General features: G+C 63.0%; 14 protein-coding genes and 2 pseudogenes. 1 reads left to right on the top strand and 15 read right to left on the bottom strand.

The window, feature by feature from the left end; genetic code table 11:
- Positions 1-14 precede the first annotated feature (14 nt).
- The 6 genes from V1290_RS25045 to V1290_RS25020 form a co-directional block, all read right to left on the bottom strand.
- On the bottom strand, positions 15-605 hold the full coding sequence (locus V1290_RS25045) for a glutathione S-transferase family protein (RefSeq protein WP_334366839.1): 591 nt from the start codon (positions 603-605) through the stop codon (positions 15-17).
- A gap of 74 nt (positions 606-679) precedes the next feature.
- Positions 680-1,495 carry an outer membrane protein gene (locus V1290_RS25040; protein WP_334366838.1) on the bottom strand — a complete coding sequence of 272 codons (816 nt, stop codon included), beginning with the start codon at positions 1,493-1,495 and terminating at the stop codon, positions 680-682.
- Positions 1,496-1,707: 212 nt separating this feature from the next.
- Complete coding sequence (locus V1290_RS25035; protein WP_334366837.1) at positions 1,708-2,538, bottom strand: outer membrane protein; 831 nt, start codon at positions 2,536-2,538, stop codon at positions 1,708-1,710.
- A 291-nt stretch (positions 2,539-2,829) separates the two neighbouring features.
- A complete protein-coding gene (locus tag V1290_RS25030) occupies positions 2,830-4,089 on the bottom strand; it encodes an MFS transporter (protein WP_334366836.1) in 1,260 nt (419 codons plus the stop codon).
- A 145-nt stretch (positions 4,090-4,234) separates the two neighbouring features.
- Entirely contained in the window at positions 4,235-5,581 is a 1,347-nt protein-coding gene (gene glmM / locus V1290_RS25025) for a phosphoglucosamine mutase (RefSeq protein WP_334366835.1), read from the bottom strand.
- 188 nt (positions 5,582-5,769) lie between these two features.
- A complete protein-coding gene (locus V1290_RS25020; protein WP_334366834.1) occupies positions 5,770-5,949 on the bottom strand; it encodes a hypothetical protein in 180 nt (59 codons plus the stop codon).
- Positions 5,950-6,051: 102 nt separating this feature from the next.
- On the opposite strand from V1290_RS25020, the gene V1290_RS25015 reads away from it, so the two are divergent.
- A complete protein-coding gene (locus tag V1290_RS25015) occupies positions 6,052-7,188 on the top strand; it encodes an alpha-hydroxy acid oxidase (protein WP_334366833.1) in 1,137 nt (378 codons plus the stop codon).
- Between the two features lie 160 nt (positions 7,189-7,348).
- On the opposite strand, the gene V1290_RS25010 is transcribed toward V1290_RS25015, so the two are convergent.
- From V1290_RS25010 to V1290_RS24970, 9 genes and pseudogenes are all read right to left on the bottom strand, one after another.
- On the bottom strand, positions 7,349-7,975 hold the full coding sequence (locus V1290_RS25010; RefSeq protein ID WP_334366832.1) for a hypothetical protein: 627 nt from the start codon (positions 7,973-7,975) through the stop codon (positions 7,349-7,351).
- 76 nt (positions 7,976-8,051) lie between these two features.
- Complete coding sequence (locus V1290_RS25005) at positions 8,052-8,630, bottom strand: hypothetical protein (protein WP_334369168.1); 579 nt, start codon at positions 8,628-8,630, stop codon at positions 8,052-8,054.
- 134 nt (positions 8,631-8,764) lie between these two features.
- On the bottom strand, positions 8,765-9,598 hold the full coding sequence (locus V1290_RS25000) for a shikimate dehydrogenase (RefSeq protein WP_334366831.1): 834 nt from the start codon (positions 9,596-9,598) through the stop codon (positions 8,765-8,767).
- A gap of 161 nt (positions 9,599-9,759) precedes the next feature.
- The gene (locus V1290_RS24995; RefSeq protein WP_334366830.1) at positions 9,760-11,808 is read right to left on the bottom strand and encodes an elongation factor G; all 2,049 of its coding nucleotides are present in this window, start codon (positions 11,806-11,808) and stop codon (positions 9,760-9,762) included.
- A 216-nt stretch (positions 11,809-12,024) separates the two neighbouring features.
- Positions 12,025-12,210 (bottom strand): annotated as a pseudogene (locus V1290_RS36565) (DUF992 domain-containing protein); the annotation flags it as partial.
- Positions 12,211-12,338: 128 nt separating this feature from the next.
- Positions 12,339-12,917, bottom strand: a pseudogene (locus V1290_RS24985) (alpha/beta fold hydrolase); the annotation flags it as partial.
- A 177-nt stretch (positions 12,918-13,094) separates the two neighbouring features.
- Positions 13,095-13,574, bottom strand: coding sequence for a DUF992 domain-containing protein (locus V1290_RS24980; RefSeq protein WP_334366829.1), 480 nt, complete (start codon positions 13,572-13,574; stop codon positions 13,095-13,097).
- Between the two features lie 250 nt (positions 13,575-13,824).
- The gene (locus tag V1290_RS24975) at positions 13,825-14,337 is read right to left on the bottom strand and encodes a DUF992 domain-containing protein (RefSeq protein ID WP_334366828.1); all 513 of its coding nucleotides are present in this window, start codon (positions 14,335-14,337) and stop codon (positions 13,825-13,827) included.
- Between the two features lie 218 nt (positions 14,338-14,555).
- Positions 14,556-15,758 (bottom strand): pyridoxal phosphate-dependent aminotransferase, encoded by a 1,203-nt coding sequence (locus tag V1290_RS24970; protein ID WP_334366827.1) that lies wholly within the window; start codon positions 15,756-15,758, stop codon positions 14,556-14,558.
- Positions 15,759-16,518 lie beyond the last annotated feature (760 nt).

The raw sequence follows: 16,518 nt of genomic DNA, 5'->3' as shown, positions 1-16,518 counted from the left end.
GCGTTCCGGTGAAGTCACCGCGCCGGCGCAAGGGCGAGGAATTTTTCGGTCTCGCCGATCCAGCGGCGCACTGCGGCGTAGCCGTCGAGATGGAAGCCGCCTTCGTGCGCCACGCGGGTATAGGCCAGTAGCGATACGTCGGCGAGCGTGATGGTGTCGCCGACCAGGAACGGCGTCAGCGCAAGCTGGTGCTCCATCCGCGCCAGCGCCGCATAGCCGCGCTTGACCTTTTCAGGATCGAGATCGGAGGCCGGCTTCTTCAGGTAGAACATCTGGAAGCGGCAGACGGCGATGTAGGGCTCGTGACTGTATTGTTCCCAGAACAGCCACTCGTCCATCTTCGCTTCCGCGAACGCATCCTGCGGAATGAGACGAGAATCGCGGGCGAGATAGCGGATGATGGCGTTGGATTGCGCCAGCGTGCGGCCGTCGTCGAGTTCGATCGTCGGCACCTGGCCGGCGCCATTGCGCTTGAGAAATTCCGCCGTCCGCGTCTCGCCCTTGAGCGTATCGACCGCCATCCAGGTGTAGGGCAGCGCGAGATGGTCGCATATCCACTTCACCTTCAGGCAATTGCCGGAATTCGTATCGCCGTAGATCTTCATGCGCCGCCCTCGTTAGGGCGGTAGTGCAACAGGCGGCGGCAATTCTGTCAACGGCGCCTGACCGGCGCCGCAAGTCAGAATTTATAGCCGAGGCCGGCCCGCACCGTGTTGATGCTGGTGTCAACCGAAGTGGCAAAGCGCACGTATTCCCATTCCGCGCGCATGAACAGATTCGATATCAGCATTATTTCGGTGCCGAGACCGAACGAATAGCCGTAGATCAAGTGGCTATACTGGGCGTCGGTTGCGCTGATATCGAACGGCACGTTCTGAAAGCCTGGCGCGGCAGCCGGATTGACCTGAGTTCCGAAAACACGGGCGGTGCGAATGATATCGGCCTGCCCTAGCGCTATGCCGGCAAACATATAAGGGAGAAACGAACCGCACGCGTAGCCGCCGCGGACCCGAAGCGTTCCCATGTCGGAAATATTCATCTGCGCAGTCCCTTGATAGGTCGCGCCAACCGTGTACCCGGAAGGAAGCGTAAAGAACCGCGACATGCTGCCGGTCTGCGAACCGCCGAACTTGCCGTGCGTGTAATTCAATTCAACGCCCACGACGACGTCGGTCCACTGGAAATTGTAACCGACGAATCCGCCAAACCCCTCTCCGTGGGCGGAAACTTTTCCCATGACCGGCCACTGGGATATTTGCTGGACCTGCTCCATCTCAAGGCCGTCCATGAGGCGCGCCGCGATGGTCCTCGTCGAACCTGCGAAATTCATGTCTGAGGTGCCATAGGCGGCGTGTCCACCGATGTAGCCGCCTTGCCAGTTCACTGTGCTGGTGCTCAGCCCGTCGGTGAAACCACCGCGGAGAAACGGCAGGTCAGCCGCCTGCGCACCGCTTACCGCTCCACACATCACCGCCATCAACAAAAAACGACGCATCGCAACGCTCCATCGGAAAACTCTGAACTTGGCGCTGATCATCGCCTGTTAACCTTAACCAATGGTTGTTGCGCCTTCCGATTGGCGCAATCTCGCCGGAAAGCAGGCAAACATTTTTCGCGGTCGCAGCTCTGCATCGCGATCCGTCAAAAGCAAACGGCGCGGGAAGAGCTCCCGCGCCGTCTGCAAATGTTAACGAATGAAGGTCGCGATTAACCTTTGCGGATCAGCGGCGGCGGTGCGTAGACCTCCGGGCTGGTCAGATCCCAACGCACGCCAAGCTTGACGTCATGCGAGGTGATGTCCTTGATCTTGATCGACGATGCACCTGAGATGCTGTTGTCGAACGCACGGAAGTTGCCGGGGGCTGCATCGCCGAGATTCATGTAGCTGTAGGCGAGTTCGACGGTAAACGCTGGACTGACCTTGTAGGCGAGACCGGCATGGGCCGCCCAGGCCAAATTCCACTTCCCATTGTCGGCGAAGTAGGTAACGCTGTTCGACAGGGCGCCTGCGGTGTAGCGAACGCCGTCGTCGCGGAAGCCGCTGAGCTTGTTGTACGACCCACCGACACCGGCGCCGATGAACGGCGTGATGCACCACCAGGTTCCGAGGTCGACATAGGCATTCGCCATGACAACCCACTCGGATTTGCTGCCGGTGTAGTTATTGACTCCGATGTCGTCGGGCCCGAGGACGACCGTGTCCGAGCCGTGGAGGTTGGCGCGACCGCGGTATTGGCCGATCACGTCCGCACGGAACCAGTTGTTGAAGCGATAGCCGACACCGAGGTCGAATAGCATCGAGCTGTCGAAGCCTAGACCCACGGTCGTCGTTGGAAAGGTCTGCGCAGTCAAGCTGTCAATTCTCTTCGCGCTCTGATTGGTCATGCCGATGTCGCCGCGCAGATACCAGCCGCCGAAATCCTCGACCACCGGGGCCGGAGCATAAGGAGGCGGCGCAATCGCCATGTCGGCGGCAAACGCCGCCTGGGACAACAAAGTGGCCGCACCGGCGGCAATGAAAGACTTAACGCTACGCATGGGCTCGTCCTTTTGTCCGGTGAGGCTGACTGCAAAAGGCCCCACTTCAAAAATCCACGGACGGACGATGGCATTAAATGCTTAAACGGCGCTTAACCCTAATTTTTAAGGTTGACAATCTATGACTTTTTCCCGCGCTGTTGCGACACGAGTCTCGGTGCGTTTGCAACACGAATAATAATGGGCGAAACCGCCATACGTCCTAACGATGTATTGAGAAGAATCCGCGCCACCGCACCGTTAAGAATTTGTTGATGTAGCGAGCTTCCGCCCTCGCCTCGCGCAAACGCGTCAGCGCGCGTGCTTCGGCATCTTCGGCAAGAACACTGCGAGCAGGCCGAGCGCGGGCAGGAATGCGCAGAGGTGATAGACGAAGGCGATGCCGGTGTGGTCGGCAAGCTTGCCGAGCACCGCCGCGCCAAGTCCGCCGATGCCGAAGGCGACGCCGAAGAACACGCCGGAGATCATCCCGAAGCGATGCGGCATCAGTTCTTGCGCAAACACGATGATCGACGACGTCGCTGACGAAATGATCAGGCCGATGATCACCGTCAGCACCGCGCTGCCGACGAGGCCGGCATAGGGCAGCGCCAGCGTGAACGGCAGCGCGCCGAGGATCGAGAACCAGATCACGTATTTGCGCCCGAAGCGATCTCCGAGCGGCCCGCCGAAAAATGCGCCCACCGCATTGGCGGCAAGAAACAGGAACAGGTAGAGCTGGGCTGCCTGCGTCGACACCTGAAACTTTTCGATCAGATAGAAGATGTAATAGCTCGACAGGCTCGACACATAAAGCTGCTTCGAGAACAACAGCGCAACCAGCACTGCGAGCGCGATTCTGACGCGCCGGGAATCCGGCAGGTCCGGATGACGTTCCACCCCCGCCGTTTTCTTCGTCGTGATCTGCGGCTTGTACCAGACGCCGATCCGCCACAGGATCACGATCGCCAGAAACGCGATCGACGAGAACCAGGCGATCGAGGGCTGGCCGAACGGTACCACGATCAGCGCCGCCAGCACCGGTCCCATCGACGTGCCGAAACTGCCGCCAAGCTGAAACACCGACTGCGCGAAGCCGTAGCGCCCGCCGGACGCCAGCCGCGCAATCCGTGCCGACTCCGGGTGAAACACCGCAGACCCCAGTCCGACCAGCGCCGCCGCGATCAGGATGATCGGATAGAGATGCGCGGCGCTGAGCAACAGCAAGCCGAAAAACGTAAAGCCCATGCCGATCGCAAGCGAGAACGGCTGCGCCTTCTTGTCGGTGAAGTGCCCGACGACGGGCTGCAGCAGCGACGCGGTGAACTGGAACGCCAGCGTGATCATGCCGATCTGCGCGTAGTCGAGGGCGTAAGCATCCTTCAGGATCGGATAGACCGAGGCGATCAACGACTGCATGGTGTCGTTGAGGAAATGCGAGAAGCTGATGCCGGCCAGCACGACATACGCCGGCCCCGCCACGGCCGCTTTCGCAGCGAGCCCCGGCGCCGCGTCCGGCACGACCACCGGCGCGGTCGCGGTTTCCTCAGTTACGATGACGGGCTTGTTCAACGGCGCATTCCCGAAAAGGATTCGCTGACGCAATGCCGCGTTTTACGTCGCCCGCCCGGTTGCGACCAGCAGCAATAGCCGATAGCTGCGATGCGCTCCTGCGCACCGCCGATCAGCAATCACGTGTCCTTTGGATAAAGCGTGCTTATGCCGCCGCAGCGTGGCCGAGCGCGTTGACGATCTGGTCGACGACTTCCTCGACCAGGAGGCGGTCGTCGCCCTCGCCCATCACGCGGATCACAGGCTCGGTGCCGGACGAACGCACTAGCAACCGGCCATGGCCGTTGAGACGATTCTCGCCGTCCATGATCGCCGATTTGACCTCGGCGTGGTCGAGCGGCTTGCCGGAGCGATAGCGTACGTTCTTCAGTATCTGCGGCAGCGGATCGAAGCGGTGACAGACCTCCGACACCGGGCGGCCAAGCTTTTGCACAACGGCCAGCACCTGCAGCGCGGCGACGAAGCCGTCGCCTGTCGTGGCGTAGTCGGAGAGGATGATATGGCCCGATGGCTCGCCGCCGAGATTGTAGCCCTGCGACAGCATCTGCTCGAGCACGTAGCGGTCGCCGACCGGCGTGCGCACCATGCCGATGCCCTGCCCCTCGAGGAAGCGCTCGAGCCCGAGATTCGACATCACGGTAGCGACGATGCCGGGCTTGGCGAGGCGGCCGTCTTCCTTCCAGCTTTGCGCAATCACGGCGAGCAACTGGTCGCCGTCGACGACGTGGCCGCGCTCGTCGACCAGGATGACGCGGTCGGCGTCACCATCGAGCGCAATGCCGATATCGGCACGCATCTCGCGCACCTTCCTGGCGAGCGCCTCCGGCGAGGTCGAGCCGCACTCCTTGTTGATGTTGAAGCCATCGGGTTCGACGCCGATCGCGATTACGTCGGCGCCAAGCTCCCACAGCGCTTCCGGTACCACCTTGTAGGCCGCGCCGTGCGCGCAATCGATCACGACGCGCAGGCCGTCGAGCGAGAGCTCGCGCGGCAACGTGCGCTTGGCGAATTCGATATAGCGGTCGTGGACGCCGTCGATACGGCGGGCGCGCCCGAGACTCGCGCTCTGCGCCAAGCGGCGGTCGATCGGCTCGTCGAGCAATTGCTCGATCTGCTTTTCGACGTCGTCGGACAGTTTGAAGCCCTGCGGACCGAACAGCTTGATGCCGTTGTCCTCGAACAGATTGTGCGACGCTGAAATCATCACGCCGAGATCGGCGCGCATCGACTTGGTCAGCATCGCGACCGCCGGCGTCGGCATCGGGCCGAGCAGCAGCACGTCCATGCCGACCGAGGTAAATCCGGCCACCATGGCGTATTCGATCATATAGCCGGAGAGCCGCGTATCCTTGCCGATGACGACGCGGTGGCGGTGATCGCCACGCTGAAACACCAGGCCGGCCGCCTGCCCCACCTTGAGCGCGAGCTCCGGCGTGATCAAACCATTGGCGCGGCCCCGAATTCCGTCGGTACCGAAATATTTGCGGCTCATGTGACCCCCAGCCTTTCCGGGACTTCTTCAAGGCCTTGCGGCCACGAATCCCGAACGCCTCCATCGTAGCGTGCTGGGGGTTATAATCCTTCGCCCGCTAAAATGGCTTCAAAAAATATGATGAATCATTACGGCCATTGGCGGCCAAAAGGCAATAATTCACGCCAGGCAGCCATCGGCCTGCCGGCTCAACCGCTCCGCTTGACGTGCTGGTCTCCTTTCGAAGGCGGCGGCTGGGTGACATTGACCGGGTCGGATGCCGGAAAGGTCTCCTCCAGCCCCTCGTCCAGAGCGTCGTCGAGCCGGCGTTTTTCCTCGCGATCGGCCGGGCCGGTCTCGACGGGGGCGGCTTTGCGCGGTCCGGTCATGGGATATCCTCCCGGGAGTGGCGCCGAGACGCGATTTGGCTGGCCATCCAACCATGCTAGATGACGACGCAGCGAAGAAGTTCAAGAAGGGCCGGGACGTCCATGAAGCATATCACCTGCATTGAGGATCTGCGCCAGTTGCACAAGCGCAGGGTTCCCAAGGCGTTTTTCGACTACGTCGACCGCGGCTCCTACACCGAGGACACGCTGCGGGCCAATTCGGAGGATCTGCAGCAGATCAAGTTCCGCCAGCGCATCCTGGTCGATGTCTCCAAGCGCGATCTCTCCACGACGATCCTCGGCGAGCCGGCCGCGATGCCCTTGATTCTTGCCCCGGTCGGCCTGCTCGGCATGCAGCATGGCGACGGCGAGATTCATGCCTGCCGCGCCGCGCAGGCCGCCGGCATTCCCTTCACCCAAAGCACAATGTCGATCTGCTCGATCGAGGATATCGCAGCTAGCGTCGACAAGCCGTTCTGGTTCCAACTCTACGTGATGAAGGACCGCGGCTTCATCAAATCGCTGATCGAGCGCGCCATTGCGGCGAAATGCTCGGCGCTGGTGCTGACCGTCGATTTGCAGGTGATCGGCCAGCGCCATCAGGATATCAAGAACGGCATGACGGTGCCGCCGGAATGGTCGCTGTCGAAGCTGATCGATTTCGCCAGCAAGCCGTCATGGGTCGCGGGCGTGCTGCGCGGCAAGCGCCGCACCTTCGGCAACATTGTCGGCCACGTCAAAGGCACCGAGGATCTCACCAAACTCTCGGAGTGGACCGCGTCGCAATTCGATACCTCGCTGAACTGGAAGGACATCGACTGGATTCGCTCGATCTGGCCGGGCAAGCTGATCCTCAAAGGCATTCTCGACGTCGAGGACGCCGAAATCGCGGCCAAGACCGGCGCGCAGGCGATTGTGGTTTCCAACCATGGCGGCCGCCAGCTCGACGGCGCGCCGTCCTCGATCGAGGTGCTGCCCGAAATCGTCGATACCATCGGCTCGAAGATGGAAATCATGTTCGACGGCGGCATCCGCTCCGGCCAGGACGTGGTGCGCGCGCTCGCGCTCGGCGCCAAATCATGCATGATCGGCCGCGCCTATGCCTATGGCCTAGGGGCTGGCGGCGAAGCCGGCGTCGCCAAGGCGCTCGACATCCTGGCTAAGGAAATGCTCACCACGATGGGGCTGTGCGGCGTCAATACGATTGCCGAGATCGACGATCGCGTACTGGCGGTGTAGCGACGGATCAAACTCTCTCGTCGTCCCGGCGAACGCCGGGACCCATACGCCGCGGCCCTTCGGTTAGGCGATGTGGTGGATGCCTTCCATCTGCAATAGGCAATTGTGGTTATGGGTCCCCGCGTTCGCGGGGACGACGTGGGGATGGAGCGACGCACACTCACATCGGCGGTGTGATCCCGTCACGGCCGACATTGACGCGCGCGGCTTCCAGCGTGCCGTCGTCCTTCTTCACCGCGCCGAAGATGATGATCTTGGCGCCCGGCTTCAGCTCGGACTTGTCGCCGGCGACGAAGGTGACGATCGGCGTATCCGGCGGCACCACGACTTTCTTTTCGCCGTCTTTGTATTTGACCAAAATATTCTGGCCATCGGTGCCCTTCACCGTCTGGGCGACGGTGGCGTTGGTCATGGTCGAGTTCGGGCGTTGATCCCACGGCCGAAAACCTTCGGCCGCGCCGCGCTGGTTCTCCGGAAAAATATGCACCGCGACCGCTTTCTGGGTGCCGTCCGGCTCCGGCATGCCAGTGACGCCGATGTAGGAGCCTTCCTTGATCTCGGACAGCGCGGTCTTCGCCACGCCGAACACGGCGACATTGTCGGTGAGACGGACCTTCATGTCGGCGCCCTCGCGCGACTTGACCGACAGCATGGGCCCGTCGACGGCCTCGATGGTGCCGCGAATGCGCACTGTCGGTGGCTGCTGTGCCCAGGCCTCCGCGGCAAACAGCGCGACAAGGCCCAGCGAGGCCGCAAACCCGCGCGGCCATGAAGAAGATTTCAGCATGGTGTTCCTCCCGAGATGTATTGGCGCCTAACTCAACGCAAACACCGCACGGAGGTAGCTATTCCAGTAGGCGGCTTCACATCGGCGGGGTCAGGCCGTCGCGGCCGACGCTGACGCGGCTGGTCTCGAGTGAGCCGTCCGGCAGCTTCTTCATGAATGCGATCACCTTGGCGCCGGGCTTGAGGTCCGATTTGTCGGCGGGAACGTAGGTCACGACCGGCGTCTCTGGAGAGACCACGACTTTCTTCTCGCCGCCTTTGTATTTGATCGTCAGGGCGTGGCCGTCATTGCCGACCACGGAATCCGCGACCGTCGCGTTGGTCATCGTGGAGTTCGGACGTAGATCATAGGGCCGCGAGCCCTCGCCGGTGCCGCGCATCGCTTCCGGAAACACATGCACTTCCACCGCGTTCTGGCTGCCGTCTGGTCCCGGCACTGTGGTGGTGCCAATGAAGGATCCGACCTTGATGTCGGACAGCGAGATCTTACTGATCCCGATGACGTTGACATCGCCGGTCATGTGCAGCCTGACGTCGTCGCCGCCGCGGGACTTCACCGCGAGCACGTCACCATCGACGGCTTCGATGGTGCCGCGGACGCGCGTCGGCGTCGGTGGCTGCTGGGCGATCGCGTAAAGCGTGGAGCCCGCCACCATCGCGACGGCGACAAGCGGGCGAACGAGCTGAAAATGACGGACGGGCATGCTAGGGTCTCCAATAGTGGCACTGACGTAGCCATTGACCCCGGCCTTTCAAAAAAATTCCGGCTCAAGATTCCGCGATCAGCCGATCATGTATTCGTGAGATCGGCTTCGACGAGCGCACGAAGCTCCGGCGTCACCTCGGGGCGCCGTCCGAACCACAGTTCGAATCCCCGCACCGCCTGATGCAAGAGCATGCCGAGCCCATCGGCGGTCTTCAGCCCGCGCGCGCGTGCAGCGGTCAGCAGCGGCGTGTCGAGCGGCACATAAACGAGATCGGCAACGACGGCGCGTGACGGCAGCCGGCCGACATCGAGTTCGAGCGGCGGCTGCCCCTTCATGCCGAGCGAGGTCGTATTCACCAGAAGTCCGGCGCGCGGCAGGAGATCGCCGAGCGCATCCCACGCCACGGGCAACACGTTCGCGCCGAACTGATCCGCCAACGCGCTCGCGCGCGCCATGGTGCGATTGACGAGATGAATGCGCTTGATGCCGCGTTCGCGCAGGCCAAACACGACAGCGCGTGACGAACCGCCGGCGCCCAGCACCAGTGCATCCTCTGCCTGGTCCCAGCCGCCGGCGCAGGCGTCGAGATTGTTGATAAAGCCTTCGACGTCGGTATTGGTCGAGCACAATTCGCCGTCTGCGAACCACAGCGTGTTGGCGGCGCCGACTGCGCGGGCGCGCTCGTCCGGCTTCGACAGCGCAAGCGCGCGCTCCTTGTGCGGAATGGTGACGTTGGCGCCGACGAAGCCGCGGTGCGACAGGCGGAAGATGAAATCCTTGAACTCGTCGGGCGGCACCGCCTCGATGACGTAGCCGCCCTCGATGCCGAGCGTGCGCAGCCAGTAATGATGGATCAGCGGCGAGCGCGAATGCGCGGCCGGCCATCCGATCAGGCACGCGGCGGGGGATTTAGGCACGATCGTTCTCGGCGGCGCGGACAGGCATGGTTTCCTTCCAAAATTCTTGCAAAATTCTTGGAAGGCGATCCATTTCGTGTCCCGCCAGCCGTGTCAAGCACGCGGGCCGGTGCTCTCCCTCTCCCTCTCCCCGTCCTTCACGGGGGGAGGGAGACGCACAGCTACGCCGCGACGCGATGCGCGGCGATGATCTGGTCGGCGGCGCGGCCGGTGACCTCGGCCATGCGGTCGAACTGGCGGGTGAAACCGCCGGCGCCGGCGGTGGCCGAGCGCAACTCCACGATCAGATCGCCGATCTCCGCCTCCGGCATGGTGGCGCGGACGCAGTCCCATGCCGGCCAGCCCTCGCGGGTGTCGAAGCCGAGAATCTGGCCGCGTCGCGCCGACAGGATCGCGTTGATCTTCGCCGTCGCCTCCGTCGGGCAGACGATCTCCACCATGTGGATCGGCTCCAGCAGCACCGGTTGACACTGCGGCAGCGCCTCGGTCATGCCGACACGGGCCGCGGTGCGGAACGCGAGATCGGACGAATCGACGCTGTGATAGGAGCCATCGATGAGCGTGACCTCGACATCGATGACGGGAAAACCGAGCGGACCCTTGGCGAGGCCGTCGACCACGCCCTCTTCCACCGCGCCGATATAATTTTTCGGCACCGCGCCGCCGACCACCTTTTCGTGGAACTCGAAGCCCGAGCCGCGCGGCATCGGTTTGATTTCCAGCACCACGTCGCCGAACTGGCCGTGGCCGCCGGATTGCTTCTTGTGGCGGCCGCGCTGGGTGATCGGTTTGCGGATGGTCTCCTGATAGCCGATCGCCGGCGGCTGCGATTTGACGTTGACGCCGAAGCGGTCGCGCAGACGCTCGAGCGCGACGCGCAGATGCATCTCGCCCTGCCCCCACAGCACGATATCGTGGGTGCGCTGGTTCTGGATCATCGTCAGCGACGGATCTTCCTCGTTCAGCCGCAGCAGCGCCTGGCCCAGCTTGACGTCGTCCTTGCGATCGGCCGCCGATAGCGACATGGCAAGCACCGGCGGTGTCGGCGCGATCTGCACCAGTGCCGCCGGCGCGGCCTTGCCGCTGGACAGCGTATCGCCGGTCTTGATCGCGTCGAGCTTGCCGAGCGCGATCGTCTCGCCGGCTTCCGCCGCAGAGCGCTTGGTATCGTGCGCGCCGTTGACCGCGAGAATGCCGGACACCCGTCCGGCTTCGCCGGAGGACGATTGCAGCGTCGCGCCGTCATCGAGGTGGCCGGCGAGCAGCCGCGTCAGCGACAGCTTGCCGCCGTGCTGCAGATGCAGCGTCTTGAACACATAGACCAGCGCCTCCTTTTGCGACGATGCGCCGAGGCGTTTCGCCGTTTCAACAACGCCGGGCGATTCATGCCGCAGCGCCTTCATCAGCCGCAGCACGCCGTTCTCGCGGCTCGCGGCGCCCAGCAGAACCGGACAGATCAGCCCTTCGCGCAATTCGCGGGCGAGATCGTCGAACACCGCGTCGCGCGGCGGCTGGATGTCTTCCAGCAACTGCTCCATCAACGCGTCGTCATGATCGGCGAGCTTTTCAAGCATCGAGAAGCGCGCTTCCTTCTCTCGGTCGAGATCGCCGCCTTGCAGCGCGATCACCTCGGAAGGCTTGTGCTCGCGATAAACAAAGGCGCGCTCCAGTGCGAGGTCGACAAAGCCTTCGATCAAGTCGCCGTTCCAGATCGGAATCTGCCGCAGCACCAGCGGCACGCGCGAGGCCGGCTGCAGGGTTGCCAGCGTTTCGCGGATGCGCTTGTTGGCGCGGTCGATCTTGTTCAAAAACAGAAAACGCGGAATGCCGAGATCTTCCAGCTCGCGCAGGATGATCTGCAGTTGCGGCAGCTTCTTCTCGTCCGCCTCGCAGACCACGACCGCGGCATCGACCGCGGGCAACGCGGCGCGCATGTCATGCGCGAACTCGACCGAGCCGGGACAATCGATAAAGGTGTAACTGTCGCCCATGAAGGTGGTGGTGGCGGCGCTCAAGGCCACGCCCATCTTGTGATGGCGCGCTTCGGGGCTGGCATCGCCGACGGAAGTTCCGGCATCGACGCTGCCGGCACTTTTAATGGCGCCCGTTCGCGCCAGTATTGCTTCTAGAAGTGTGGTTTTACCGCTCTGGAAAGGGCCCACCAGTGCAATGCACCGTGGACCTTGGGGACTTCTGACGTCTTGTCCCATTGCCGCCTCCCTGTTTTGGAGCTCGGCCCGTGATTGGGTCGGCGACCTCTGATGCTCCGCCTGTCGCAACGATTTGGCAAGCGGGAAAACATCGCTGCGGTGCGAGGCGGGGTGTTCGGGGCGCCAGCCGCCGTCATTGCGAGTGAAGCGAAGCAAATCCACCTTCCCACTCGGGAAATTGCTTCGCAATGACGGGGAGAAAGGCGTGATTAACAATTAACGCCCCGGCCTGAGTTCCAAACTTTCCAATCCGGCAGCAATGCTGACGCCTACCTGACCCTGCACGCTCAAGGGCTACAGCGCGATCGAATTGGCGGAGCCGCCGACGTTGCCACGGCGCTCAGCACCCGCAGGAGCGCAGCGAAATGCGGGACAAGAACCAACCAAGGAGCCCCGGATGTCGCGATGCTCATCCGGCTACGTTCGATGGGCCGGAGCCGCAATCGATGAACTCCGCAACGAGGCCCAGTTGGCCGCTCCAGGCTCGGTAGATGGGCAGTGCCGGTCAACATATGGCCTGACCCCTTCAACATCATCGTTGCAATGTGGCGGCTTCGTTCCTGAATGTGCGGAAAATCGAGGTCACCCCAGATCACAAGCGATGGTGCTGATATCTCGCGCAAACGATGGAAGGTGGGCACGACATCGAGGTTCGACCCGGCCGGCGGCGACCGTAGCGCAATGGCGTTCATGTCGAGGAACAGCCGGCGCGCCTCACCTGTGACACGCTCCTCTGGCTGCAGTGGACCGTCCAGCCAAAGATGAGCCTTGATTGCGTTCACGCGATCCAAATCGCCGGCTTGCTCGGCGTCCTTGAGCTGGGCCATCAAGCCCTCGATCTCAGGCGGATAGATCGGCTCAGGCGCGCCGCTCACGGCGGGCGCAATGAGAACGAGCGCGCGGACATAGGATGGATGCAGAAGAGCAGTGTCGAGCGCGATCCGTCCACCCTGAGAGCATCCAACAAGGATCGTCGGCGCGCCGTTCCCGACGGCGTCAATCACCGCCAGCAAATCCGCGACTGCAGAAAAGTCCTCCTTTTCCGCGCGAGTCTCGCCAAAGCCCCGGCCGATCGTACGCGATCGCCTTGTTGCTTGCGCCGAGTGCATCCAGTTGCGCGCGCCACATGCGACTATCGCAGACCGCGGCATGCAGAAAGACGACTGGGTCGCCGCGGCCGACGACTGTTGCGGCCAACCTGGCTTGGCCGGACGCAATCTGATGATTCGAAATCATGACTGATGCCGGCCCCGTTGGCTCGCAATGATGGAGATAAGCCGCCCCGATCAGCGCCCCGGCCGGAGTTCCAGACTTTCCAATCCGGCGGCGATGCTGACCCCTACCTGGCCTTGCAGGCTGAGCGGCTGCAGTGCGATCGAATTCGCGGAGCCACCGACCAGTACGTTGCCGCCGACACCGACGCCCAGCGTCGCGCTGCCTTGCGCGCCGACATAATCGCCGGAAAGGCCGCCCGGCCCGAGCCGCGCGACAGGTGCGAACACGGCCCAGGCCAGCGCCGATTCCTGGGTGATGCCGAGATCGAGTCCGACTTTGCGGATGGTGGCGACATAGCGATCTTCCGGCATCCCTTCTGCGCGCAGCACGCAACCGAGGTGAGTGACGGAACCGACGACGAAACCGACACTGGCGCCGCCGCGACACTCCAGCACGCCGACCTGCACGCGCTGCCCCTGCTGCGCATTGGCGCCGATGGATGAAGCCAGCGTAGCGAGAACGGCAGCGGCGAGGATGAAGGAACGACGCATGAAGTAAGCTCCGGAAAGAAAGCGATGCGAGCAAAGAATGCAAATCGGAGCGCCGTGCCCGCGGCGCTTGCCGTTCTATGCCACAACATCACAGGTAGTACCAGAATGGCGGAAGCGCGAAGCGACGAACTATGGTGCGCAAATTACGCACCTGAGAATCTCGAGATTCCGGGTTCGATGCTGCGCATCGGCCCGGAATGACATCAACAAAAAAGGCCCGCTTACGCGGGCCTTTTCCTTAACGTCATCCTCAACCGCGGCGGTGATGTCGGCGATGGTGCCGGCGCGGGCCGAACTGCACCGGTTGCAGCTCGAGGCCGGCGATGCCGGCGGCGACGTTCAATCCGGTCTGGCCTTGCAGGCTGATCGGCTGCAGCGCATAGGCATTCGCCGGACCACCCACCAGGAAGTTGCCGCCGCCGCCGACGCCGATCGATGCATTGGCGCCGACGCCACCATAGCTGCCGGCGAGTTCGCCGCGCCCGAGCCGGCTGTTCGGCGCACTGACCGCCCACGACAACTGGGTCTGCTCGGTGACGCCGAGATCGAGACCGATGCGCTGCACCTTGGCGATGTAGGGTTCAGGCCGGCGGCCTTCGCTGCGGAACACGCATTCGAGGCTCGTCACCGAACCGACCACGAAGCCCACATTCTGGCCGCCCTGACATTGCAGGATGCCGGCGCGAACCGGCGGCGCCGCGTCGGCGCTTGCGATCGGCGCGATCAGTGCCGCCGCGGCGAGTGTCAATGTCAGGAGTCGCATGTATCCCAGTCTCCGCATGTTGATGAACAAATTTAGCGGAGCGGACAGGATGGAAGTGCCGTGTCGAAAACATGGCGCTTCATCAAGAAGCCGTCAAAACATTGCGTGTTTGTTCACCCGCGATGTGATTTGACGGCCGTCCCTTTGACGCGATTGCTGGTCGCGAACCGCGGCCCGTCCCCGCATCAACTGCGGAGCGGGCTTGCGCGGCGAAACGCTTATCTCAAGTTGCCGCAGAAGCGTTGGATGCGCTTGCAGGCATCTTCGAGGTCGGAGGTCTTGGTCGCGTAGGAGATGCGGAACGCCGGGCCGAGACCGAACGCGGATCCCTGCACGACGGCGACGCCTTCGCTCTCCAGCAATTCCGTGACAAAATCCTCGTCATTGCCAATCACCTTGCCTGACGGCGAGGTCTTGCCGATGGTGCCGGCGCAGGACGGATAGACGTAGAACGCGCCTTCCGGTCGCGGACATTCGATGCCCTTGGCCTGGTTCAGCATCGAAACCACGAGGTCGCGGCGCTCCTTGAACATCTTGTTATGCACCGGGATGAAATCCTGCGGACCGTTCAACGCTTCGACGGACGCCCACTGCGCGATCGACGACGGGTTCGATGTCGATTGCGACTGGATGGTCGCCATCGCCTTGATCAGGTCGGCCGGGCCGCCGGCGTAACCGATGCGCCAGCCGGTCATGCAATAGGCCTTCGACACGCCGTTCACTGTCAGGGTGCGCTCGTAGAGTTTCGGCTCGACCTGCGCAGGCGTCGCGAACTGGAAGTCGTCATAGACCAGATGCTCGTACATGTCGTCGGTCATCACCCAGACATGCGGATGCTTCACCAGTACGTCGGTGATCGCCTTGAGTTCGGCGCGCGTGTACGCGGCACCGGTCGGGTTCGACGGCGAGCACAGGATGATCCATTTGGTCTTCGGCGTGATTGCCTTTTCCAGATCCTCGGGCCGCAGCTTGAAGCCGCTCGACGCCGGGCACACGACGGGGACCGACTCGCCGCCGGCCAGCGCCACCATTTCCGGGTAGCTCACCCAGTACGGCGCCGGGATGATCACCTCGTCGCCGGGATTGAGGGTTGCCATCAGCGCATTGTAGAGCACCTGCTTGCCGCCGGTGCCGACGATGATCTGGTTCGGCTTGTAGGTCAGGCCGTTCTCGCGCCGGAACTTGTTGATGATGGCTTCCTTCAGCTCCGGAATGCCGCCGACATCGGTGTACTTGGTCTTGCCGGCCTCGATGGCGCGGATCGCCGCCAGCTTGATGTTGGCCGGCGTGTCGAAATCCGGCTCGCCGGCGCCGAGGCCGATGACGTTGCGGCCCGCCGCTTTCAGCGCGCGCGCCTTGTCCGTGACCGCGATGGTCGCGGACGGCTTCACACGGGCGAGGGCGGCGGACAGGAAGGGCATCATGATCTCCTGGCAAACGTCGTGACTTCCGAAATTCACGACTCTTTTTGATGGGAACGCCGCACCCTAAGGCGCTGCGCGCTGCATCGCAAGAAGCTTGGCCGGACACAGGCCAAACTTTGGGGAACGTTGCGCGGGCTCGGTACGATCGGAGCAATCCGAACGCAATATTCGCAAAGTTCCGCGGGCCGAATTGACTCATATCTGACAAGCCGCGGATCGGGCAGAGAGCACAACTCCCGGAGCGGCTGACAGCCGAGCGCCACCGTCCCTCGAGGGCCAAAGCGAAGCCGCAAGGTTCAACGCCAAGCTGTGTCTCCGCGATCTGCATCCGCTCTCGATGATGGCCCGCGAAGTCACTTTCGTAGGTATGATGGCCACGGTGCCCGATCCTTCAGTCCCGGCTCTGCGCCGCGTCACCGCCTGCCGCGTCGCGTCCGGAACACGAAAGCTTTTGGGTCAACGACTGATCTCCGTTCCCCGGGCGCAGCGGTGCGCTGCAGAGCCGGGCCCACGCGCCGGATCCACAGTCATCACCCCGCGGCGGGACGTAGCCAGCTTCGTCGCGCAGGATTGAATCGATCCGCTCGTCCGCTCCCGACCATGTGATGCGTTGCCTGACAGAGTCGTGGCATGGCATGCTGCGCGCGTGCAGTGCGGTAGAGGTTTTCGACTTTTTCCATTCCGCGGGTCTTGCGACGCATTCGTATCGGCATCATTGTTTAGCCGTGTTGCGGCGCGAAGGCTTACCGCAGTTCGC

Origin of the sequence: Bradyrhizobium sp. AZCC 1578 (assembly GCF_036924675.1) — a bacterium.
GTDB lineage: Bacteria > Pseudomonadota > Alphaproteobacteria > Rhizobiales > Xanthobacteraceae > Bradyrhizobium.
This window is presented reverse-complemented; position numbering and strand designations above follow the sequence as displayed.

Bases quoted from the DNA above. Each gene is read 5' to 3' on its own strand.
- V1290_RS25045 (WP_334366839.1), bottom strand. From the start codon at position 605: ATGAAGATCTACGGCGATACGAATTCCGGCAATTGCCTGAAGGTGAAG.
- V1290_RS25040 (WP_334366838.1), bottom strand. From the start codon at position 1,495: ATGCGTCGTTTTTTGTTGATGGCGGTGATGTGTGGAGCGGTAAGCGGT.
- V1290_RS25035 (WP_334366837.1), bottom strand. From the start codon at position 2,538: ATGCGTAGCGTTAAGTCTTTCATTGCCGCCGGTGCGGCCACTTTGTTG.
- glmM (WP_334366835.1), bottom strand. From the start codon at position 5,581: ATGAGCCGCAAATATTTCGGTACCGACGGAATTCGGGGCCGCGCCAAT.
- V1290_RS25020 (WP_334366834.1), bottom strand. From the start codon at position 5,949: ATGACCGGACCGCGCAAAGCCGCCCCCGTCGAGACCGGCCCGGCCGAT.
- V1290_RS25015 (WP_334366833.1), top strand. From the start codon at position 6,052: ATGAAGCATATCACCTGCATTGAGGATCTGCGCCAGTTGCACAAGCGC.
- V1290_RS25010 (WP_334366832.1), bottom strand. From the start codon at position 7,975: ATGCTGAAATCTTCTTCATGGCCGCGCGGGTTTGCGGCCTCGCTGGGC.
- V1290_RS25005 (WP_334369168.1), bottom strand. From the start codon at position 8,630: ATGGTGGCGGGCTCCACGCTTTACGCGATCGCCCAGCAGCCACCGACG.
- V1290_RS24995 (WP_334366830.1), bottom strand. From the start codon at position 11,808: ATGGGACAAGACGTCAGAAGTCCCCAAGGTCCACGGTGCATTGCACTG.
- V1290_RS24980 (WP_334366829.1), bottom strand. From the start codon at position 13,574: ATGCGTCGTTCCTTCATCCTCGCCGCTGCCGTTCTCGCTACGCTGGCT.
- V1290_RS24975 (WP_334366828.1), bottom strand. From the start codon at position 14,337: ATGCGACTCCTGACATTGACACTCGCCGCGGCGGCACTGATCGCGCCG.
- V1290_RS24970 (WP_334366827.1), bottom strand. From the start codon at position 15,758: ATGCCCTTCCTGTCCGCCGCCCTCGCCCGTGTGAAGCCGTCCGCGACC.